The sequence below is a fragment of the Variovorax paradoxus B4 genome (assembly GCF_000463015.1).
Lineage (GTDB): Bacteria > Pseudomonadota > Gammaproteobacteria > Burkholderiales > Burkholderiaceae_C > Variovorax > Variovorax paradoxus_E.
The window spans coordinates 1,577,996-1,599,637 of record NC_022247.1; the positions used below are offsets into that span (position 1 = coordinate 1,577,996).

Annotated in this window: 13 protein-coding genes; 6 read left to right on the top strand and 7 right to left on the bottom strand. The window is 69.9% G+C overall.

Annotated features, from left to right (window positions below; genetic code table 11):
* Positions 1 to 8: 8 nt before the first annotated feature.
* Positions 9 to 1,487, bottom strand: a complete 1,479-nt coding sequence (locus tag VAPA_RS07170) for a rhomboid family protein (RefSeq protein ID WP_021006102.1) — start codon at positions 1,485 to 1,487, stop codon at positions 9 to 11.
* A gap of 15 nt (positions 1,488 to 1,502) precedes the next feature.
* The gene (gene argH, locus VAPA_RS07175) at positions 1,503 to 2,900 is read right to left on the bottom strand and encodes an argininosuccinate lyase (RefSeq protein ID WP_021006103.1); all 1,398 of its coding nucleotides are present in this window, start codon (positions 2,898 to 2,900) and stop codon (positions 1,503 to 1,505) included.
* 22 nt (positions 2,901 to 2,922) lie between these two features.
* On the opposite strand from argH, the gene VAPA_RS07180 reads away from it, so the two are divergent.
* From VAPA_RS07180 to VAPA_RS07200, 5 genes are read left to right on the top strand one after another with little or no spacing between them, the layout of a single operon-like run.
* The gene (locus VAPA_RS07180) at positions 2,923 to 4,023 is read left to right on the top strand and encodes a sensor histidine kinase (RefSeq protein ID WP_021006104.1); all 1,101 of its coding nucleotides are present in this window, start codon (positions 2,923 to 2,925) and stop codon (positions 4,021 to 4,023) included.
* Positions 4,020 to 4,766, top strand: coding sequence for a LytR/AlgR family response regulator transcription factor (locus VAPA_RS07185; RefSeq protein ID WP_021006105.1), 747 nt, complete (start codon positions 4,020 to 4,022; stop codon positions 4,764 to 4,766). The genes VAPA_RS07180 and VAPA_RS07185 overlap by 4 nt, the downstream gene beginning before the upstream one ends.
* Positions 4,763 to 6,031, top strand: coding sequence for an AI-2E family transporter (locus VAPA_RS07190; RefSeq protein WP_021006106.1), 1,269 nt, complete (start codon positions 4,763 to 4,765; stop codon positions 6,029 to 6,031). The genes VAPA_RS07185 and VAPA_RS07190 overlap by 4 nt, the downstream gene beginning before the upstream one ends.
* A gap of 55 nt (positions 6,032 to 6,086) precedes the next feature.
* Positions 6,087 to 7,250 carry a DUF1624 domain-containing protein gene (locus tag VAPA_RS07195; RefSeq protein ID WP_021006107.1) on the top strand — a complete coding sequence of 388 codons (1,164 nt, stop codon included), beginning with the start codon at positions 6,087 to 6,089 and terminating at the stop codon, positions 7,248 to 7,250.
* Complete coding sequence (locus tag VAPA_RS07200; protein ID WP_021006108.1) at positions 7,247 to 8,620, top strand: OprD family outer membrane porin; 1,374 nt, start codon at positions 7,247 to 7,249, stop codon at positions 8,618 to 8,620. Before VAPA_RS07195 ends, VAPA_RS07200 begins: the two co-directional genes overlap by 4 nt.
* Positions 8,621 to 8,673: 53 nt before the next feature.
* Here VAPA_RS07200 and VAPA_RS07205 read toward each other — a convergent pair whose 3' ends face one another.
* Together VAPA_RS07205 and VAPA_RS07210 are read right to left on the bottom strand one after the other, a co-directional pair.
* Positions 8,674 to 9,927, bottom strand: a complete 1,254-nt coding sequence (locus VAPA_RS07205) for an MFS transporter (protein ID WP_041946035.1) — start codon at positions 9,925 to 9,927, stop codon at positions 8,674 to 8,676.
* Positions 9,914 to 10,447 carry a GNAT family N-acetyltransferase gene (locus tag VAPA_RS07210; RefSeq protein ID WP_021006110.1) on the bottom strand — a complete coding sequence of 178 codons (534 nt, stop codon included), beginning with the start codon at positions 10,445 to 10,447 and terminating at the stop codon, positions 9,914 to 9,916. Before VAPA_RS07210 ends, VAPA_RS07205 begins: the two co-directional genes overlap by 14 nt.
* Before the next feature lie 49 nt (positions 10,448 to 10,496).
* Between VAPA_RS07210 and VAPA_RS07215 the strand changes: the two genes are divergently transcribed.
* On the top strand, positions 10,497 to 11,438 hold the full coding sequence (locus tag VAPA_RS07215) for a LysR family transcriptional regulator (protein ID WP_021006111.1): 942 nt from the start codon (positions 10,497 to 10,499) through the stop codon (positions 11,436 to 11,438).
* Here VAPA_RS07215 and VAPA_RS07220 read toward each other — a convergent pair.
* The 3 genes from VAPA_RS07220 to VAPA_RS07230 all read right to left on the bottom strand — a co-directional run bounded on the left by VAPA_RS07220 (position 11,419) and on the right by VAPA_RS07230 (position 21,585).
* Positions 11,419 to 12,657, bottom strand: coding sequence for an MFS transporter (locus tag VAPA_RS07220; protein ID WP_021006112.1), 1,239 nt, complete (start codon positions 12,655 to 12,657; stop codon positions 11,419 to 11,421). The two genes, VAPA_RS07215 and VAPA_RS07220, sit on opposite strands and share 20 nt — an antisense overlap.
* A gap of 168 nt (positions 12,658 to 12,825) precedes the next feature.
* The gene (locus tag VAPA_RS07225; RefSeq protein WP_021006113.1) at positions 12,826 to 13,236 is read right to left on the bottom strand and encodes a hypothetical protein; all 411 of its coding nucleotides are present in this window, start codon (positions 13,234 to 13,236) and stop codon (positions 12,826 to 12,828) included.
* 159 nt (positions 13,237 to 13,395) lie between these two features.
* Positions 13,396 to 21,585, bottom strand: a complete 8,190-nt coding sequence (locus VAPA_RS07230; RefSeq protein ID WP_021006114.1) for a GH36-type glycosyl hydrolase domain-containing protein — start codon at positions 21,583 to 21,585, stop codon at positions 13,396 to 13,398.
* Positions 21,586 to 21,642: the final 57 nt, after the last annotated feature.

Below are 21,642 nucleotides of genomic sequence, written 5' to 3' on the forward strand. Positions count from 1 at the left end.
CGGCCAGCCTAGGCGCGCTCGAGGGCGCGCGTCACCATGTCGTTGGGGGCGAGCCGCAGCAGGTGCGGCAGCCAGCCGACGGCCATGTCGCGCTCACCGGCATGCAGCAGGCCGTTGGCGCAGACCGACAGCGTGTCGGCCAGTTCCGGATGGTCGGGCGCGATCTTCAGCAGCACGCGGCACAGCTTGTCGGCGTCCTGGAACTGGCGCGCGCGCGTGAAGCGGCGCGCCAGGCGGGCCATGTCGTCGGGCTTCAGGCGCGCGCCCGGCTTGGCCTGGTCGAGGTAGGCGGTGTAGCTGGCGTGCTGCAGGGCCAGGGTGTCGGGGTCGGTGGCCGGCAGCCGGAAGATGCGGCGCGCGGCCTGGTGGAAATCCTCGCCCGCGGGCTGCAGCCGCGCGGTGTTGAACCAGGCGCGCAGCGTGTCGGTGTCGCCGGGGCGCAATGCGGCGGCGGCACGCCATTCGGCCGTGGCCGCCTCGAACTTCAAGGCGGCGCCCAGCCGGCGCGCCGCGGCCACGTGGCGCCCGAACTCGCCGTCGTCGCCCGATTGCTCCGATGCGACGGCCTCCGGCGTCTTCACGCGGTGCAGTGCCATGGCCCCGGCCATCAGCGCGGCGCCCGTCAAGAGGCCGCCCAGGTGCGCCATGTAGGCGATGCCCTGGCCGCCCACCGCGTGCTGCAGCAGCTCGTTGGCAATCCAGGCCGGCAGCAGCAGCAGGGCCGGCGCCGTGACGTAGTTGAAATAGAAAAAGAGCTGATAGAAGAACCGGATGCGCCGCAGCCGGTACATCACCGCGTACATGCCCATCAGTGCCGAGATCGCGCCCGAGGCGCCTACCCCGTGGTTGACCTGGTCGGCATAGGCCCAGCCAGCCAGCGCGGAGGCGCCGACTGCGCCCAGCAGGTAGAAGGCCAGGTAGGTGCCGCGGCCCAGTGCCAGCTCGACCGAGAAGCCGAACAGGAAGAGGAACAGCATGTTGCCCAGCAGGTGGCCGGTGCTGCCGTGCAGGAAGGCCGCGGTGACCCAGGTCCAGGGCTTGGACGCGGCGCCGTTGGCGTAGTCCTGCGCCCAGCGCGTGGTGAAGGGCGCGGGCCGCATCGTCTCGTACTGTTGGCGGTCGCGCTTCCATTCGGCGTAGCGCGGGTTCGCGGGCGTGATGACCTCGTCGGCCTGCAGCTTCTGCAGGAACTTCCTGTCGTTCTGCAGACCGTCCAGCAGCTGCGGATGGGCTTCCTCGTGCGGCAGCATGCGCCGCGCCATCTTGCCGCGCTGGGGGTCCGTCTTTTCGAGCCACTCCACGAAGGGCGGCAGCTCCAGCTCGGGCAGCACGCTGTTCACGTAGTAGTGGGCCGCGCGCTCCTCGGCCTTTTCCTCGCTGCGCTGCGGTCCCCAGAACACGATCATGTTCACGAGGATCAGCAGCACCGTCATCCACGGTGGATTGCGCCAGCTCGGTTTGTTCTCGAGCGGGATGGCGTAGAACAAGCGGGGCCTTGGGCGTCAGGCCAGCCGGGCGCGATGGCGCGCTATCTGAGCCTTGACTTGCGCGGGCGCGGTGCCGCCCAAAATGTTGCGCGCGTTGAGCGAGCCGCGCAGGCTCAGCACGTCGTACACGTCCTTCTCGATGTTCGGGTTGAACTGCTGCAGCACGGCCAGCGGCAGCTCCGCGAGGTCGACCTTGTGCGAGGTGGCAGCCTTCACCGCATGGGCCACGGTTTCGTGCGCGTCGCGGAAGGGCAGGCCCTTCTTCACCAGGTAGTCGGCCAGGTCGGTGGCGGTGGCGTAGCCGCGCAGGGCGGCGGCTTCCATGGCCTCGGGCTTCACGGTGATGCCGCCGATCATCTCGGCGAAGATGCGCAGCGTGTCCTTGAGCGTGTCGACGGTGTCGAACAGCGGCTCCTTGTCTTCCTGGTTGTCCTTGTTGTAGGCCAGCGGCTGGCCCTTCATCAAGGTGATGAGCGCCATCAGGTGGCCGACCACGCGGCCGGTCTTGCCGCGGGCCAGTTCGGGCACGTCGGGATTCTTCTTCTGCGGCATGATCGAAGAGCCGGTGGTGAAGCGGTCGGCGATCTGGATGAAGCCGAAGTTCTGGCTCATCCAGAGAATGAGCTCCTCGCTCATGCGGCTGATGTGCACCATGCACAGGCTGGCGGCGGCGGTGAACTCGATGGCGAAGTCGCGGTCGCTCACGGCGTCCAGGCTGTTCTGGCACACGCCGTCCATCTTCAGCGTTCTGGCGACCAGCTCGCGGTCGAGCGGGTAGCTGGTCCCGGCCAGCGCGGCGGCGCCCAGCGGCAGGCGGTTGACGCGCTTGCGCACGTCCTGCAGGCGCTCGGCGTCGCGGCTGAACATTTCCACGTAGGCCAGCATGTGGTGGCCAAAGCTCACCGGCTGCGCCACCTGCAGGTGCGTGAAGCCGGGCAGGATGACCTCGACGTTCTTCTCGGCGATGTCCACCAGCGAAACCTGCAGCGCCACCAGCAGTTCGGCGATCAGGTCGATTTCGCCGCGCAGCCACAGGCGCACGTCGGTGGCGACCTGGTCGTTGCGGCTGCGGCCGGTGTGCAGGCGCTTGCCGGCGTCGCCCACGAGCTGGGTCAGCCGGGCCTCGATGTTCAGGTGCACGTCTTCCAGGTCGAGTTTCCACTCGAAGGCGCCGGATTCGATTTCAGCGCGGATCTGCGCCATCCCACGCTCGATCTCGGCGTGGTCCTGCTTGCCGATGATCCCCTGGGCGGCCAGCATGCCGGCGTGCGCCAGGGAGCCTTCGATGTCGGCCTGCCACAGGCGCTTGTCGAAGAACACGCTCGCGGTGTAGCGCTTCACGAGGTCGCTCATGGGTTCGGAGAACAGGGCCGACCAGGCTTCGGATTTCTTGTCGAGTTGGTTTTGAGTCATGGGAGCCGTGGTAGAGGCAATAATGGGTCGGTTACCCGATGTATCTGTGATGCGCAATCCGGCGATTTTATCGGCCACCTCCACCCCCACGCCTGCGGCCCCGCCGGAAAGAGGGCGTTTGCCCGCGCGCGGCAGCCCGGGGCTGTTCGACGCCTGCCAGATCGGGGTGGTCCTGCGCGCGGTGCTGTTCGTGGAGGCGCTGGTGGCGACCGCCACGCTGTTCGTGTCGTCCTCCCCCGGGGAATGGCTGGTGCAGACCGCCACCGTCACGGGCGGCGCGCTGCCTGCCACGCTGCTGTGGCTGGTGGCGGCCTGCGGGCTCAAGAAGCCGCTCGGGCGCCTGCCGCGCCAGGCGCAGTACGCGGCCGGTGCCGCGCTGGGCGCCATTTCCTCGCTCTATGGCTGCGGCCTGCTGAGGCTCACCGGCGTCCTGGGCGCGGCGCCGTGGCTCGCCAGTGCCGTGGCGGGCGCCTTCATCGCGGGCATGGTCATGGCGGCGATGGTGCTGCGCGCGCGCGGCCAGACGCCGGCCGCCATGACAGCCCGGCTGGAGGAGCTGCAGTCGCGCATCCGCCCCCACTTCTTGTTCAACACGCTCAACAGCGCCATTGCCCTGGTGCGCGAGGAGCCCGCCAAGGCCGAGACCATGCTCGAAGACCTGGCCGAACTGTTCCGCCAGGCGCTGGCCGACCCCGGCGAATCCGGCACGCTGGCCGACGAGATTGCGCTCGCCGAGCGCTACCTGGCCATCGAGCAGGTGCGCTTTGGCGACCGGCTGCGCATCCGCTGGGACCTCGACGCCGCAGCCAGCAGCGCGCGGCTGCCGCCACTGCTGCTGCAGCCGCTGGTCGAAAATGCCATCAAGCACGGCGTGGAGCCCAGTCCCGAGGGCGCCAAGCTGCGCATCCGCACCGAGCGCCGCGGCAGCGTGGTGGTGATCGAGGTGGTCAACAGCCTGCCGCCGCTGCGCTGGGCCGACGAGCCCCTGCCGCGCGGCCATGGCATTGCGCTGGCCAACGTGCGTGACCGGCTGAGGCTGCTGCACGACATGCAGATGCAGTTCAGCGCCGGCATGGACCAGAAGAACTATCGCGTGCGCATTGCCATCCCCGCCGAATCATGACTCTCAAGACCCTGATCGTTGACGACGAAGCCCTGGCCCGCTCGCGCCTGCGGACGCTGCTGCGCGATTGCCGGTCGCCCGCCGCCGAAGTGGTGGCCGAGGCCGCCCAGGGCGCCGAGGCGCAGCAGCATCTGGCGAACCTGGCACTCGACCTTGTGCTGCTCGACGTCCACATGCCCGGCATCGACGGCATCGAGGTGGCGCGCGCCCTGCGGGGCCGGGCCGATGCGCCGGCCGTGGTGTTCGTTACCGCCCATGCGGCCCATGCCGTGACGGCCTTCGACCTCGACGCGGTCGACTACCTGACCAAGCCGGTGCGCGCCGAGCGCCTTCAGCAGGCGTTGCAGAAGGCCGAGCGCTTTCTGAAGGAACGGCGTGCGCTGCAGGCCGACGCGCTGCAGGAAAGCGTGCTCATCCAGGACCGCGGCCGCGCCGAGCGGGTGCCGCTGTCGGAGGTGCTCTACCTGAAGTCCGAGTACAAGTACCTCACGGTGCGCACCGCCACGCGCAGCCACATCCTGGACGGTTCGCTGAACGAATTCGAGGAGCGCTATCCCACGCGCTTCCTGCGGGTGCACCGCAATGCGCTGGTGGCACGCTCGGCCATCCGCGCACTCGAGAAGTACGACGACGGGGAAGACGCCGAAGGCTGGGCCCTGCGGCTCGACGCGATCCCCGAACCCGTCGCGGTGTCGCGGCGGCAACTCGCCGCAGTGCGCGAAGTTTTGAAGGAAGCGCGATGACCGACGACAAGAAAACGGCCGGCGAGGCACCGGCGGCGCAGCCACCCCCATCGCCACCGCTGCCGGCGCCGCCGGCGGAGCCCCCGGCCGAGGTGCCGCCGGAACCCGTGCTGGAGTCCCCGCCCGAAGCCGTGCCGCCGGAGCTGCGGCCGGAACCCGAGCGCCTGCTGCTGCAGATGCCGGTCGACGTGCGCAGCGCCTCGCTGGTGGTGCTCGCCGTGCTGGCCAGCGTCTTCGCGCTGCGATGGGGCCAGGCCGTGTTCATCCCGCTGATGCTGAGCCTGCTGCTGACCTACGCGCTGTCGCCGCTGGTCGACCGGCTGCACCGCTTGCGGCTGCCGCGCTGGATCGGCGCGGCGCTGATCCTCGTCGGCCTTTTCGGCGGCCTGGGCTGGACCGGCTACTCGCTTTCGGGCAATGCCACGCAACTGGCCGAATCGCTGCCCGTCGCGGCCCAGAAGTTGGGGCAGGCCATGCGCCGGAGCAAGAGCGCCAGCGCCACGCCGCTCGAAAGCGTGCAGCAGGCGGCAGCGCAACTCGAGAAGGCGGCCGAGGAAAACTCCGCGCGCGTCGCGGCCCGCAAGGGCGTTGCGCGCGTCGTCATCGAGCGGCCATCCTTCAATGTGCGCGACTACCTGCTGAGCGGCACCGTCGGCCTGCTCGAGGCGATCGGGCAGCTCACGCTGGTCGCCTTCCTGACGTACTTCGCGCTGTGCTCCGGCGACACCTTCCGGCGCAAGCTGATCAAGATCACCGGGTCGAGCCTGCAGAAGAAAAAGGTCACCGTGCATGTACTCGACGACATCACCCGCAACATCGAGCGCTACCTGCTGGTGCAGATACTGATCAGCGCGCTGGTGGGCGTGACGACGGGCTTCGCTTTCTGGGCCATCGGGGTCGAGAACGCCGCCGTGTGGGGAATCATCGCGGGCGTGACCAACCTCATCCCCTACGTCGGCTCGGTGATCGTGATGGTGGCCGCGGGGCTGGTGGCCTTCCTGCAGTTCAACAGCCTGGAGATGGGCATCCTGGTCGGCGGCGTGTCGCTCGCCATCCACACGCTGGTCGGCAACCTGCTGATGCCGTGGCTCACCAGCCGCACCAGCCGCATGAACCCGGTGGCCGTGTTCGTGGGCGTGATCTTCTGGGGCTGGCTCTGGGGCGTGTGGGGGCTGCTGCTGGGTATTCCCATCACCATGGTGATCAAGTCGATCTGCGACCGGGTCGAAGATCTGCAGCCGATCGGGGAGCTGCTGGGGGAGTAGCCGGCGCGGAAATTCCGGTGCACTACATTATTGGGAATTCATTCTCAATAATTCCATGCCCGAAATCCCTCCTCCGCCGGCCCGCTCCCGGCTGCTTTCCATCGATGCGCTGCGCGGCCTCGTGATCCTGTTCATGCTGCTGGACCACGTGCGCGAGACCTTCTACCTGCACCACCAGGTGCCGGACCCGATGGTCGCGGCAGAGACGCCGCCCGAGCTCTTCTTCAGCCGCCTGCTGGCCCACCTGTGCGCGCCGGTGTTCGTGTTCCTGACCGGGCTGTCGGCCTTTCTCTATGCCTCGAAGCAGCCCGACGGCCGCGCGGCCGCTTCCTCCTTCCTGTGGAAGCGGGGCCTGTTCCTTGTGCTGCTGGAGGTCACGGTCGTCAACTTCGCATGGACCTTCCAGTTCCCGCCGGCCAAGGTGTTCCTGCAGGTGATCTGGGTGATCGGCCTGTCGATGCTGGCGCTGGCGGCGCTGGTGTGGCTGCCGCGCAAGGTGCTCATCGTGCTGGGCATCGTGCTGGTCGCCGGGCACAACCTGCTCGACGGCCTGCACTTTCCCGCGGGCCATGTGCTGCACGTGCCGTGGGCCGTCCTGCACGACCGGGGCTGGATCGAACTGTCCGGCGCACTGAAGCTGCGCACCTCCTATCCGCTGCTTCCCTGGATCGGCGTGATCGCGCTGGGCTATGCCGCCGGGCCGTGGTTCCTGGCCGGCGCCGATGCGGCGCAGCGCCAGCGGCGGCTGCTGGCATGGGGCGCGGGGCTGCTTGCGGGCTTCGTGCTGCTGCGGCTGCTCGATGTGTATGGCGACAAGCCCTGGACGGCCGGCGACACCGCCCTGGCCAGCTGGATGGGCTTTTTCAACATCACCAAGTACCCGCCGTCCCTGCTGTTCATTGCGCTGACGCTCGGCGTCGGCCTGCTGCTGCTGCGCGCGTTCGAACGCCGGCAGGGCGCGGCGTGGCTGGCGCCGCTGGCCGTGTTCGGCGCCGCGCCCATGTTCTTCTATGTGCTGCACCTGTATGTGCTCAAGTTCCTCTACCTTGGCGCCGAAGCGGCCTGGGGCCGGAACCAGGGCACGCTCTTCGGCTTCGATGCGATGTGGATGGTGTGGGCGGCGGCCGCCGTGCTGGCCTTCGCGCTGTACCCCGCCGTGCGCGCCTTTGCGGCCCTGAAGGAGCGCCGCCGCGACATCGCCTGGCTCAAGTACCTGTGAAATCCCTCGCACGCCGATATCCGGCCGCGGGCCGGTTCTGCAGCGCAGCCTTCGCCGTGCTGAGCACCGCCGCCATGGCGGTCGAAGGCGACGCGCAGCAGGCGAACGCCGGCGGCTTCGTCCAGGACACGCGCTGGCGCGTGCTCAACCGCAGCGTCTACGAAAGCCGGCACTACCTCGACGGCGACCGCAGCAACGGCGGCCGCAACGCCGCATTGCCCCGCAGGCAGCGCAGCGACTACGCGCAGGAATGGGGCTACGGCCTCATGGGCTCGGTCGAGTCGGGCTTCACGCGCGGCCCGGTCGGGTTCGGCGCCGATGCGCACGCCTACTTTGCGCAGAACCTCGACGGCGACGACTTCCGAGTCGGCAAGATCCGCATGCTGCCGGTGGACCGCCAGGGCTACGCCCAGGACGGCATCGCGCGCGGCGGCGCGGCATTCAAGGCGCGCGTCTCTTCCACCGTTCTCAAGGTGGGCGAGCAACGCACCAAGACGCCGATCTTCAGTTCCTCCGACACGCGCCTGCTGCCCGAGGCCATGCGCGGCTGGCTGCTCACCAGCAACGAGTTCGACCGGCTCACGCTGCAGGCCGGCCGTTTCACCGGCTCGACCGACCGCAATGCACGCGGCACCGGCAACCCGCTGGTCGTCAACTACCTCGACCCGAAGTCGCCGCGCGGCGATGCCTTCGACTTCGCCGGCGTCACGTGGAAGGCGGCGCCCTCGCTTTCGCTCACGGGCTACTTCGGACGCCTGAAGGACACCTGGCGCACCGGCTACCTGGGCGCCACTTACGCGGTGCAGCTCGAAGCGAAGCGTGCCCTTGGCTTCGACCTGCAGCTCTATCACAGCAGAGACACCGGCCGGGCTCTCGCGGGCCCGATCGACAACACCACCGCGAGCCTCGTGACCACCTACAGCCACGGCCCCCACCGCATGGGCGTGGGCTGGCAGAAGGTGGACGGCGACACGCCGTTCGACTACGTGACGCGCGGCGCCATCTGGCTCGGCAATGCCGCGCAGCTGTCCGACTTCAATGCGCCGCACGAGCAATCGTGGCAGCTGCGCTACGAAGTCGATGCCGCAAGCTGGGGCGCGCCGGGACTCGCGATGGGCGCCGCCTACATCCGCGGCAGCGGCATCGATGGCAGCCGCGTGCCCGCTCGCGGCGGCTATGCCTGGCTGGGCTACGGCAAGGACGGCAGGCACCGGGAGCGCGACCTGTGGCTGCGCTACACGGTGCGGGCGGGATCGGCCAAGGGGCTGGCCTTGCTGCTGCGCTATGGCGAGCACCGCAGCAACAAGGCGCAGGCTGAACTCGACACCCGCCAGATTCGCGTGGCTGTGGAATATCCGATCGGCGGTTGACGGGGCGGGCGATCCGGTGGGATGGCGGCACGCTCGCGCGACGAAGAGTGAAGCTACCGAACACGCCGGATGCGCTCCAGCCGGCCGAAGCGCACGATCATCCACGGCCCCAGCAGCGCGCCGAGCCCGACCGAACTCCACGCCGCCACCCAGCTGTACGTGCTGCCGAGGCCGAAGCGCGTCTGCCCCCAGTCCAGCGCAAGGCCGAACACCCACGGACTGAGCGCGCCCGCACCGAAGCCCATCACCGAGCGCACCGAGTACGCCACGCCCAGCCGGTGCGGCGCCACCACGTCGGCCAGCGCGGTCGAATAGACGGAAGAGTCCGCGATCGCGAGCAGGTTGTAGATGGCGGCCATTACGGCCAGCAGCCACAGCGGCCAGGTCCACATCCAGCCGAACGCGAAGGACATGCACAGGCTCATGAGCGTGGCGGCCATCATGATCCGCGCGCGGCCGAAGCGGTCGGACGCGGCACCGCCCCCGATGCTGCCGAACACGCTCACCAGATGCGCGAACGCCGCCAGCGCAATGCCCGCGCCCTGCCACGGCGCGGCGCCGCCGGCAGAGGCAACCAGGTAGGCCGGCAGCCAGGCCCACAAGGCCATCAGCTCCCAGCAGTGAAAGGCGTAGGCCCAGTTGCCGGCCATGGCGGGCCTGTCGCGCACCGTCTCGGCCAGCGCATGCCAGGTGCCTTCGCGTGCCGTTCCCGTGCCGGCGGGCGGCGCGGGCGGCCGCATCCGCCGCAGTGCCGGCACCGTCAGCAGCGCACCCGCGAACGTGCAGCCCGCCGCCACCAGCAGGCCGAGCCTCCAGTGCCGTGCGTGGCTGAATGCCGCCACCACCGCCAGCGACAAGGCGTAGCCCATCGATGCCGCGCCAAGGAAGAGCCCCATCGCCCGGCCGCGCACGGCGGGTTCGGCATTGCGCGCGAGCAACTGCAGGCCCGGCGTGTACGAGGCGCCCGCGCACAGCCCGGCCAGGCCGTAGAGCAGCAGCGCCGAAAGATGGTCGTGCGCGAAGACGGCGAAAGCCAGCGCCGAGCATGCGCTGATCGCGCTGCCGATGAAGAAGACGCGGTGCGGGCCGTAGCGGTCGGCCAACAGGCCCACGGCGAACAGCGAGCTCATGTAGCCGACGTGCCATGCACTCTGGACCGAGCCGGCCTGCGCGGCCGTCATGTGCCAGTCGGCCATCATGAAAGGCAGCACGCCGGAATAGGCGGTGACGACCATGGCCTGCAGCAGCCGGCTCGTGCACAGCAGCGCGAGCCATCCGCGCGCGGGCGCCGGTTCAGCGCAGCGCACGTTGCATGAGCACGGTGTCGACCCACTGGCCGAACTTGAAGCCGACGTTGCGCAGCACGCCCACTGTCTCGAAGCCCTGGCCCTGGTGCACACGCTGCGAGCCGGCATTGGCGCTGTTGCCGATCACCGCCACCATCTGCGTGAAGCCGCCGTCGGTGCAGCGCCGGATCACGTCCTGGAGCAGTGCCTTGCCGATGCCGTGGCCCTGCAGGCCCTGCGCGACATAGATCGAATCTTCCACCGTGTGGCGGTAGGCGGAGCGGCTGCGGTAGGGGCTCGCATAGGCATAGCCGGCCACCTCGCCGTCCTTCACCGCGACGAGATAGGGGAGGCCGCGCGCAAGCACCTCGGCGCGGCGCGCCTGCATCTCGTCGACGCCGGGCACTTCTTCCTCGAAGGAGCACAGGTCGTGCAGCACGTAGTGGCTGTAGATGGCCTGTATCGAGGACATGTGGTGCGCCCCGGCGTCGAGGATGTCGACGGAGGCGAAAGCTTGGGTGGCTTGGATGGGCGAAGGCATGGTCCGGATCTTGACGCTGCACGATCAATAAGTGAAGCTTCGCCAACCTATGCAAGGCATAAGAAATACTTTGGAAAAGACACTCAACCTCGACCAGCTCAGATCTTTCGGGCTGGTGATCGAAACCGGCAGCTTCTCGGCCGCGGCCGACCGGCTCGGCCTCACCCAGCCCGCGGTGAGCCTGCAGGTCCGCCAGCTGGAGCGCAGGCTCGCGGTGCGCCTGGTCGAGCGCGTGGGCAAGCGCGCCAAGGCCACGCCGGCCGGCGCGGAGCTGCTGCGGCACAGCCACCACATCGAGACTGCGGTGGAGAACGCCATCGACGCGCTGGCGGACCATGCGAGCGGCATCACGGGCCGGGTCCGGCTGGGCACCGGCGCCACCGCCTGCCTGTATTTCCTGCCGGCCGTGCTGCGCAGCCTGCGCGAACAGTTTCCGGCGCTCGGCATCGTGGTCAGCACGGGCAATACCGACGACCACGTCCGCAAGGTGGAAGAGAACAGCAGCGATCTTGCGCTGGTGACGCTGCCGGCCGCAGGCCGATCACTGAGTGTCGTGCCGGTGCTCGACGACGAGTTCGTCGCCATCGGCCGCAGCGATCTCGCGCCGCTGAAGGCGCGCGTGGCGCCCGCCGACCTGGCCGCGCTGCCGCTGGTGCTGTTCGAGCCCGCGGCCAACACGCGCAAGCTGGTCGACCGGTGGTTCGCGGCCGAAGGCCTGCAGCCGCAGCCCGTCATGGAACTGGGCAGCGTCGAGGCCATGAAGGAAATGGTGGCCGCGGGGCTGGGCTACGGCATCGTGCCGCGCATGGCGATGGTGGGCCGCGGCGCGCACCCCGGCTTGAAGATCAGCCGCCTGAACCCCCGCATGCACCGCACGCTGGCCGTGGTGGTCCGGCGCGACAAGCCGGTCAACAAGGCCCTGCGCGTGGTGCTCGATGCGATCCTTGCGGCAGGCGCACAGACCGGCCGCGCTACTGCTCGGCCGAAGTAGCCAGCGCGGCACCGCCGCGCGCCCGGCCCAGCGTGCCGACGATGAGCGCGGCAATCAGCACCAGCACGCCGCTGAGCACCATCGCGCTGGAGATGCCGTGGTTGTCGACCGTCACGCCGCCGATCAGCGCGCCCGAGGCGATCGCCACCTGGAAGCCGCTCACGAGCAAGGCCTGGCCGGCTTCGGGGGCGTCGGGCACGGCCTCCATCATCCAGCCGGTGAGCGCCACCGGAATCAGGCCGAAGGCCACGCCCCAGATCACGACCACCACCGCGCCGGCGACCATGCCGCTGCCGATCAGGGTCGACAGCAGCAGTGCGGTTGCGAGCATCAGCGCCGCCAGCAGGGTGGTGCCGCGCACGCTGCGCGCCACCAGGCTGCCGCCGAGGAAGGTGCCGACGAAGCCCACCGCGCCGTAGACCAGCAGCAGCGTCGAGACCGAGTTGGGCGCGAGGCCGAACACCTGCTGCAGCAGCGGCTTCAGATAGGTGTAGGCCGCAAAGTGGCCGGCGATGAAGAACAGCACCGCGAGCAGGCCGACCTGCGCCATGCGGCGCGTGAGCGGCGTGAGCAGGTCGCGCGCGCCGATGGCGCGCACCGGCGGTATGGCGGGCAGCAGCCACAGCTGCACCAGCAGCACCGCGGCCGCGAGCGCGCCGGTCACCGCGAACGAGGCGCGCCAGCCGAACAGCGTGCCCAGGAACGAGCCGGCGGGCACACCAAGCACGGTGGCGGCGGACACGCCCGCCAGCACCAGCGACATGGCCCGCGCCTTGGAGGCGTCCGGCACCAGCTGCGTGGCGGCGGCCGGCGCAAAGGTCCAGAAGCCGCCCACGCACAGGCCGAGCATCAGGCGTGCGACCAGCATCGTCGCGAAATTGGGCGCAAAGGCGGCGAGCAGGTTCGAGGCGATCAGCAAGGTGGTGAGCGCGATCAGCACGGTGCGCCGGTCGAGCCGGCCCGAGGCCACGATCAGCGCGGGGCCGGCAAAGGCCGCCAGCACGCCGGGCATGGTGATCATCAGGCCGGCCGTGCCGTCGGACACGTTCAGGCCGCGGGCGATGTCGGTCAGGAGACCGATGGGCATGAACTCGGTCGAGACCATGGCAAAGGTGCCGACGGCGATCGAGCCGACCGCAAGCCAGGCGGAGCGGGCGGTCTTGGCGGGTTCGGGCGCCAGATCGTCGATGCAGGGGTTGCTGCTGGGTGAATTCATCATGGGAAGGGTCCTGGACCGCGTCGGCAAGCGCGCATACCGACACGTTGTTGCGAAAGGCTGCCCAGTGTCGGAGCGGACAGGGCCGCCACCAAGGGGCCTGCCGGCAGTAGTCAGTTTCCCTGCGGCGAACAATCGACCCTTTTGCCGTTCGCCGCCTTCTCGAGTCCGCTAGATGTGCGGTGCGTGAGACTCCAGCACCCGCCCATCGGCGATGAACGAGTCGCCCACCAGCACGCGAAAGACCGCACCTGCGGGAAACCGCGCCGCTGCGGTTTCCGGCGACAGAAGCTCGATGTCGAGCGCATGCGGCTTTCCCCTTGCGAGCATTTCTCCCTGCGGCACGAACCAGCGCGCGGAGAAGCCTTCGTTGTCGACCACCAGCGCGCAGCGGTATTCGCCCGGGGCAAGCGGCACGTCGTGCGAAGGCAGTGCCGGCGGGCGCAGCGTGAGCTCGGCCAGGAAGTGGGGCGTGAACGCGCGCGCCGCATCGAAGGTCGCGGGCTCGGCCGGCGGCGCGCGCCGCGGCAGCTTGCCGATGAGCCAGGCAATGACGTTGCCGATGATCGGCACCCACAGCACGCATCAGCAGCGTGCCGATGTCGCGCGTGGTCGTGCCGCGCTCCGCGTAGTGCCGCACGAGCGCGCCCCCGACCGCCAGGCACAGCAGGATGATGACGATGAGCTTGCGGCGGGACTGGATGGTGGTCATGGATATGCAGGTGGAATCGGCCCGCGACCTTAACTCACGCGCAGCACCGCATCGGCCGACAGCGCCTGCCAGTCGATCCATTCGCCGATGGCCGCATGGTGCGTGGGCGTTGCGGCGGCATCGGGCGTTCCCCATTGCAGCGTCAGGCTGCGTTGTTCGAGCCGCAGCGCAATCTCGAACCCCGGCCAGTGCGCAGGCACGCGCGGCGTCAGAGAGAGCATGCGGCCCTTCACGCACAGGCCCAGCAGCGTTTCGATTGCGGCGCGGTGCAGCCAAGCGGCCGAGCCGGTGTACCAGCTCCAGCCGCCGCGCCCGACGTACGGCGCGGCGCTGTAGATGTCGCCGGCCATCACGTAGGGCTCCAGCTCGTAGGCGGGCCCGCGCTCCGGATGCACCGCGCGGTGCGCCGGGCTCAGGCCCTCGAAGCTTTGCCATGCCGCTTCGTGGTCGCCCTGCAGCGCCTGTGCCATCAGCGCCCACACGGCGCCGTGCGAATACTGCCCGCCGTTCTCGCGCACGCCGCGCGGGTAGGCCTGGATGTAGCCGGGATTGTTGGCCGAGTGGGCAAACGGCGGCGTCAACAGGCGCAGCAGGCCGGCCGGCTCGTCGTGCAGATGCTCCTTGACGGCGGCCATCGCCGGGCCGGTGTGGGCGTCGTCCGATGCGCCCGAGAGCACCGACCACGCTTGCGCGATCAGGTCGATGCGGCACTCGTCGTTGGCCGACGAACCGAGCGGCGCGCCGTTGTCGAAGAAGGCGCGGCGGAACCAGGCGCCGTCCCAGCCGGCATCGTGCAGCGCGGCGATCCAGCCGCGCCGGGCCTCGGTCCAGCGCGCGGCCCGATCGTGCTCGCCGCGGGCTTGCGCAATCGGCGCGAAATGCTCGACCACGCTGCACAGGAACCATGCAAGCCAGATCGATTCGCCGCGGCCTTCATGGCCGACCCGGTTCATGCCGTCGTTCCAGTCGCCGGTGCCCATCAGCGGCAGGCCGTGCACGCCGGTCTCCAGGCTGCGGTCGATGGCCAGCGCACCGTGCTCGAACACGGTGGCCGTGCGGCCGCTGTGCTGCGGCGCGTAGTAGGCGTCCTCGGCGCCCTCGGGAATCGCGGGGCCTTCGATGAACGGGGCCGCGTGGTCGAGCAGCGCCGCATCGCCGGTCACCTCGACGTAGTGCGCCGTCGCAAAGGGCAGCCACAGCAGGTCGTCCGAAAAATGCGTGCGCACGCCGGCGCCGCCAGGCATGTGCCACCAATGCTGCACGTCGCCTTCGGGAAACTGCCGCGCCGCATTGACCAGGATCTGCTCGCGCAGCCGCGATGGATCGGTGAGCGCGAAGGCCATCGCGTCCTGCAGCTGGTCGCGAAAGCCGAAGGCGCCCCCGGCCTGGTAGAAGCCGGCCTTCGACCAGAGGCGGCAGGCCAGCGTCTGGTAGATGAGCCAGCGGTTGACCATGGCGTCGAACAGCGGATCGGGCGTGCGCACCTGCAGGCGGCCCAGCAGCTCGTCCCAGAAGCCGCGCACCTGCGCCAGGGCTTCGGGCACGTCGCGCTGGCGCCAGCGGCGAGCGAGAGCGAGCGCCGCGTCGGCGTCGTCGGCGTGGCCCAGCACGAAGCTGAAGCTGGCGGTCTCGCCGGCCGCCACCACGAATTCGCCGCCGATGGCCGCGCAGGCATCGAGCCCGCTGCCGGCGCGCCGCGCCAGCGTGTCGGGCACTTCGACGATGCCGTGTCCGTCGAAGAACTCGTTGCGGTCGCAGGTCCACTGCGTGGCGCCCGGCAAACCCGCCAGCAGCAGGAAGGCCGTGCTGCCGCCGAAGCCCACGCTCGATTCGCGCTGCTGGCCGAACACTGCGGGCTGGTCTTCCGGTTTCCAGCAGTGGATGGTGCGCCGTTCGCCGCGCGCGGCGCCGAGTTGCCACTCGGCCATGCCGAGCGCGCGCAGGCGTCGCGGGTCGGAGCCCCGGTTGTGCACACGCACGTGCACCAGCTTGACGGCATCGCCGCGGTCCGCGAAGAAGGTGGTCTCGAGCGCCAGTTCCCGTTGCCGGCATTCGAAGACCGTGTAGCCCTGGCCATGCCGCACGCGGTGGCGCACCTCGTCCCCATCCCCCGCACCCTGGCCGGCCGGCGTGAGCGGCAGCAGGGCGCGCGAGGCGAGGTCTTGCAGCAGGTAGTGTTCGAAGGCCGGGTCCTGCACCGGGTCGTTCGACCATGGTGTGACCTGGTGCATGCGGCTGTTGCCGGCCCAGGTGAAGCCGGTACCCCATTCGGACACCTGGAAGCCGAATTGGGCGTTGGCGATCACGTTGATCCAGGGGCGTGGGGTGCGGTGGCCGGCATCGACCTCGAAGCGGAACTCGCCGCTTTCGGCATCGAAGCTTCCCGCGGGTGGCTCCGCGGAAGGTGCCGCCGTGAGCCGTGCCAACAAGGCGGCACGCGGGGACGCCGCCGGGGCCTCGGCGTCCGTGCTGGCGTCGACCCGTGCTTCGTGCAGCGCCGCCACCTGCATTTCGAGGGAGCGTCCGTCGGCGGTGAACACCACGCGTGCCAGCCTCGAGAGCGCGGCCCTCTCCGAGGACGCCACCTCGTGGTCGCGCAGCAGGTAGAAGCCCGCCGTGTCGTCGCGCGGAAAACTGTTCTGGGTCTGGTGCGCAACGCGCAGGCGCAGGGCCTCGATCTCGCGCTGCAGCGGCATCAGGTAGGAGTTCGGCTCGCTGTTGAGCACCACCAGGTCGCAGGCCACGCCGCCAAAGCCCCACCACGGCTGGGCGCGCAGCAGCGTGTTGACGAGCCCCATGCCGTTCATCGAATGGATCGCGACCAGCACGATGGGCTTGTCGCCCGAGATGCCGAAGCGCCAGATCTGCCGCAGATCGACGGGGCCGCGGTCCTTCATCACGCGCGGCGTGGTGTAGGTGAGGATGGTCGTCAGGTCTTGCAGCGCGAAGGTCTGCGCGGGCGCAATGCTCAGATCGCGCAGCCGCACCTGCGCCAGCGTGGCGGCCATGCGCGTGGCGCGCTCGACGTGCATCGGCTCCAGGTAGCGGTCGATGCTGGGCATCAGTGCCTCGATGCTTTCGTCGGCCGCGGTGGCGAAGCTCAGGCGCGCGGTGGCGCCCGGTGCGATCGACAGGCGCACGCGCAGGCATGCGATGGGATCGAGGCCGTTCACCGGCTTGCCGTCGGCGGCCAGCGGCTGCGGGTCGAGCGCGGGGTTCGCGAGCGAGCGGTTGCGGCCGATGAAGGCGCGCCGGTCGGTCATGCAGTCGATGGAAAGCACATGGGCATCGACCGAGGCGAGGAAGTGCGCGGCGGCCACCACCGGGTCGCCATGCAGCCGCGGCTTGCGCGTCAGCAGCAGCGCGCGCCATGCGGGTTCCCAGCGCGATTCGACGAACAGGTTGGCGAAGGCCGGATGCGCCTCGTCGGCCTTGGGATTCGACAGCACCGGCTCGAAGTAGGAGAAGAGTTCGAGCGTGCGGGTCTTCTTGCCGGCGTTGTGCAGCGTGATGTTGCGCAGCTCGGTGTCGTCTTCGGGGCTGATCAGCGCCGTGGTGCGCACCTGCAGGCCGTCGCCGGCCGCATCGAACTGCACCTGCTCGGCGAGGAAACGGGTGCGGTAGCTCCAGCCGGCGCCGGGTGCGGGCAGGGCGGTGAGCGAGACGAGTTCGTGCTGGTCTCCATCCTTTTCGATATTGCGCAGGTAGAAGAAAGTGCCGTGGCTGTCGCGCAGGGGGTCGTCGCGCCAGCGGGTCACGTTGAACGCGTGCCAGCGGCTGACGCCCGAGCCGTTGGCGCGCAGGGCCACCGTGTAGCGCCCATTCGACAGCAGGTGCGTGGGCTGGAAGCCGGGCCCCGTCGGGTCCACCGCGCGGGGCTGGAACAGCGGCGCCAGTTCGGTCTGGCTGGGCTCGGGCGGTGTGCGCGGGTCGGCGCTGCCGATGATCTGCCGCGGCGTGCGTTCGTGCAGCAGCGACTCGTGCGCCTGCACCAGCGCGGCACTGCCGAACCAGCGGCGCGGGGCTTCGGCGCGCAGCGCGTGGCACAACGCCACCAGCGACATGCCCTGGTGGTGCGCCATGAAGTTGCGCACCACGGTGAAGTCCTGGCCATTGGCCTGGCGCGAGGTGGTGAAATCCACTGCGTCGTGAAAGCCGAATTCGCCGCGCGCGCCGAGTGATTCGAGCAGTTCCAGGTTGACGACCGCCGCGGCCGGCGCAAGCACCGCGGCCATGGCGCTCGCATAGGGCGCCACCACGCGGTCGGTGGGAGGCGTGCGGCGCAGCGCGAGACGTGGCACGCCGAAGGGCGAGTACTGGTAGGCCAGCGAATGGTCCTGCGCGAAGTAGGCCGACTCCGAAATGCCCCACGGCAGGTCCAGCGAACGGCCGAAGGCCTGCTGCTCGGCGATGGCCGCGGTGTTGGCCACCTGCAGCAGGCTGTCGGCGGGCTCGGACATCACGAGCGCGGGCATCAGGTACTCGAACATCGAGCCGGACCACGACTTGAGGCCGGGCCGGGAACCCACCAGCAGGAACGGCCGGCCCAGGGCCATCCAGTGGCGCCGGGGCACGTCGCCCTTGGCAATGGCCAGAAAACTCAGCAAACGCGACTCGGAGGCCAGCAGGTCGTAGTAGCTCGCGTCGAGCACGTTCTCCTCGACGCGCAGGCCGATGTGGAACAGGTGCCGCTTGGGGTCGTAGAGGCCGCTGAAATCCATGCCCGCGTGCAGCGCATCACAGCGTTGCGCCAGCGCCTGCAGCGCGGGTTCCTCGTGGCTCTGGCAGCCTTGCGCGGCGAAGGCGCGGCAGGCCTGGGCCACGGCCACCAGGTGGCCCGCGAAGTTGCCGCTGTCCACGCTGGACACGTAGGCCGGCGGCAGCAGCTGCAGCGTCTGCGTGTGGTACCAGTTGAAGAGATGACCCTGGTGCTTCTGCATGCGGTCCACGGTGTCGAGCGTGGCCGTGATGCGCGCGAGCAGCGCCTCGGTGTCGAGCCAGCCGAACTCGCGCGCGCAGCACGTGGCCAGCAGGTACATGCCGATGTTGGTGGGCGAGGTGCGGTGGGCGATGATCGGCTGCGGCTCGAGCTGCAGGTTGTCGGGTGGCAGGTGGTTGTCTTGCGGGCCGACCACGTGCTCGAAGAAGCGCCAGGTGTCGTGCGCCAGTTTCTCCAGGTAGCCGCGTTGTTCGGCGCTCAACGGATCGGCCACCTGCGCGTCGACGCGGCTGCTCCACCAGGCCGCGAACGGCGCCAGCGCCCAGGCCGCGAACAGCAGCGGTCCGGCCACCGGATAGGCGCTCCAGCGCGCCGCCACCACGGCCAGTGCCAGGCAAAGCATGCTGCTGAGGGCCGCATTGCGCAGGAAGGGCGGCAGCTGCTGGCTGGACTGGGCCTGGGCCTGCGCCGTCGTGGTCCATTGGAGCAGGTGCCTGCGGCTGACCGTCAGCCGCCATGTCGCCAGGAACATCGCGTCGAGCAGCAGGCGCGTCTGCGCCGCCAGCTGCACGAACTGCCAGGCCGCGCCCGCCATGGCCCGCAGCAGCTCGACCGCGCCGACGTCGAAGAAGTGGCGCAGCTCGATGGCGCGGCGTGTCGGCACCAGCCCGGCCAGGGCGCCGAGCAGCGGTCCGAGCGTGAGCGCCGAGGCGACCGCGGCCAGCGCCCATCCGAGCGGCATGGCCTGCGTGAAGATCACGAGCACCAGCAGCGCGAAGGAGGCGGGCACCACCAGCGAGCGGCGCAGGTTGTCGCCCATCTTCCAGAGCCCGAGCGCGTCGATGCCGAAGTGCCTGGCGCGCCACAGCAGCGGCAACAGCTGCCAGTCGCCGCGCACCCAGCGGTGCACGCGCGATGCGGCCACGCCGGAGTGGTGCGGGTGGTCCTCGATCAGTACCACGTCGCTCACCATCGCGCAGCGCGCGACCGTGCCCTCGAGCAGGTCATGGCTCAGCACCGCGCCTTCGGGCAGGCGCCTGTCGAGCGCGGCATGCACTGCGCGCACGTTCAGCAGGCCCTTGCCGGTGAAGGAGCCGCTGCCGAACACGTCCTGGTAGATGTCGGACGCGCCGCTGCCGTAGGGGTCGAGCCCGCACTGCCCGGCAAACATCCAGTGGAAGAACGAGCGCTCGCTGCGCATCGGGAACGGCGTCACGATGCGCGGCTGGAGGATGCCGAAGCCCGCCGCCACGCGCCGGCTGTCCGCATCGATCTCGGGCGCATTGAGCGGGTGGGCGGCAATCGACACCAGGTCGCGCAGCGCGCCCGGCGGCAGGCCCGTGTCGCTGTCGAGGGTCAGCACATAGGGCGTTCGTCCCGGGGCCAGCTGCTGGCCCGGCGCGAGCGGCAGAAAGCCGCTGGCGTCGCCGGTTGCCAGCAGGCGCATCAGCATTTCGAGCTTGCCGCGCTTGCGCTCCCAGCCCATCCAGCGTTCTTCGGTACCGCTCCAGCTGCGCGGCCGGTGCAGCAGCAGGAAGCGCGAGGCCGCGCCGGCGGGCGCCGGATATTTCGCGTTGAGCGCGGCGACGCGCGCAATGGCATCGTCGAGCAGCGGTGCGTCTTCCGGCAGCGAGGCTTGGGGCGCGTCGGCCCAGTCGGTCAGCAGGGCGAACTGGGCGTACGCCTCGCGGTTGGCGAGCCAATGCAGTTCGAGCCGGTGGGCGAGCTGCGCAGTGTTCGCGGGCGAGCTCAGCAGCGTAGGAATGACGACCAGCGCGCGGTGCCGCTCGGGAATGCCGGTCGCGAAGTCGAGGCGCGGCAACGCCTGCACCCGCACCGATTCGGCCATGACGCGCTGCGCCAGGGCGATCAGCGCCTCCGAGAGCGGCCATGCGAGCAGCGCCATCGCTGCGACCGTGGTCCAGTCGCGGGGGGACGGCAGACCGTGCGCCACGGCCGCAAGCAGCCACACGGTGCCCAGGACGATGACGAGTACGTAGACAGGCAGGCGCCAGCCGCCGCGGCTGCGCAGCGGCCGGACCCTTGCCGGGCGGCCGGCACGGCCCGCCGCCGCGTCGGATTGCAGCGCGGCGATCAGCGCGCCGCGCCCCTGGCCGAACAGGTAGTAGCCGGCGGTGCTGTCGGCGCGATCGGTGTCGGCGCCTGCATCGTCGGCCGGCGCGGCGGCCGCGAGCCGCACCACGGCCTGCGCCACCTCCCGCTCGGACCGGCCGCTGTCGCGCGCGACCCGCTCCATCGCATGCGTGATCTGCTGGCGCGTGAGCTCGCTTTCGTCCGCAAAGCTCGGCAGCTCGCGCAGCACCCGCAGCGAACGGCTGACGGGTTCGATCAGGTCGCTCCACTCGACCTGGCCGACCATGCGCAGCGTGGTGATGATGTTGCCGACGGTGAGGTTGGCCGCAGCCTGCGCGTTCTGCGCCTCGCCGATCAGCGCCGGCCCGTTGGGGCAGTGCTGTTCGATCCAGCGCACCAGTGCCGGCATGTTCTCGCCATGCTCCACCGGCAGGCGCTGCCAGAGCTGCGTGAGGTAGGCGTCCTGCAGGTTGTGGCTTTGCAATGCGCGATACAGCGTGTCGAGGTCTTGTGTCGACAGATGCGGCGCCGCGTCCCAGACCGCGTGCGCTATTTCGCGCGCGACCTTGTTCTCCGCAATGCTCTCGGCCACGCGGCGCAGGTTTTCAAGCAGCACCACGCGCAGGGTGGTGGGCAGCGCCCAGAGCTCGCCGAGCGTGAGCTCGTCGATGTCCTGGTAGGCGTTGAGAAAGGCGGTGAACAGCGTCTCGTTGAGCACGCTGTCGGTATGGGCCACGTAGGCCCAAGCGATGCCGTAGACGCGCGGCAGGCCCGCGAGCGGCGGCGTGGCGAGCTTGGGCAGGCGCGCGTAGTAGCTGCGCGGCACGCCGTCGTGGATCTGCTGGAGTTGCGCTTCCACCAGATGGAAGTTGTCGAGCAGCCATTCGGCCGCGGGCGACACATAGCGCCCGCTCTGCGAGATCAGCGCGATGTAGTCGAAAGCGTTGCGCAGCGATTCGAGGTTCTCGTCCACGCGCGGGAAGAAGGGCGCTCCCTCGCGCGCGCGGCGGGGGTCGACTTCGACGATCTGGGCCCGGGCCAGGCTGTGGCCGTGCTGCTCGAAGCGCTGGGCTCCGAACAACTCGGCGCGGATCGGCAGCGCCACCGGATCGTGGGGCGCAAGGAGCAGCGTGCGCGCGTACGCGCTGAGATCTGCGAGCCGATCAACGACAAAGGCGGCGCTCATCGCGCCGCCTTTGTCTGGAATCCGAGGGGGGTGCTGCCTGTTTGCCCCCTCTCGGGG

Excerpts from the sequence above, each read along its gene's own strand:
- VAPA_RS07220 (WP_021006112.1), bottom strand. The coding sequence starts at position 12,657 with ATGATGAATTCACCCAGCAGCAACCCCTGCATCGACGATCTGGCGCCC.
- VAPA_RS07210 (WP_021006110.1), bottom strand. The coding sequence starts at position 10,447 with ATGCCTTCGCCCATCCAAGCCACCCAAGCTTTCGCCTCCGTCGACATC.
- argH (WP_021006103.1), bottom strand. The coding sequence starts at position 2,900 with ATGACTCAAAACCAACTCGACAAGAAATCCGAAGCCTGGTCGGCCCTG.
- VAPA_RS07195 (WP_021006107.1), top strand. The coding sequence starts at position 6,087 with ATGCCCGAAATCCCTCCTCCGCCGGCCCGCTCCCGGCTGCTTTCCATC.
- VAPA_RS07180 (WP_021006104.1), top strand. The coding sequence starts at position 2,923 with ATGGGTCGGTTACCCGATGTATCTGTGATGCGCAATCCGGCGATTTTA.
- VAPA_RS07185 (WP_021006105.1), top strand. The coding sequence starts at position 4,020 with ATGACTCTCAAGACCCTGATCGTTGACGACGAAGCCCTGGCCCGCTCG.
- VAPA_RS07230 (WP_021006114.1), bottom strand. The coding sequence starts at position 21,585 with ATGAGCGCCGCCTTTGTCGTTGATCGGCTCGCAGATCTCAGCGCGTAC.
- VAPA_RS07215 (WP_021006111.1), top strand. The coding sequence starts at position 10,497 with ATGCAAGGCATAAGAAATACTTTGGAAAAGACACTCAACCTCGACCAG.
- VAPA_RS07190 (WP_021006106.1), top strand. The coding sequence starts at position 4,763 with ATGACCGACGACAAGAAAACGGCCGGCGAGGCACCGGCGGCGCAGCCA.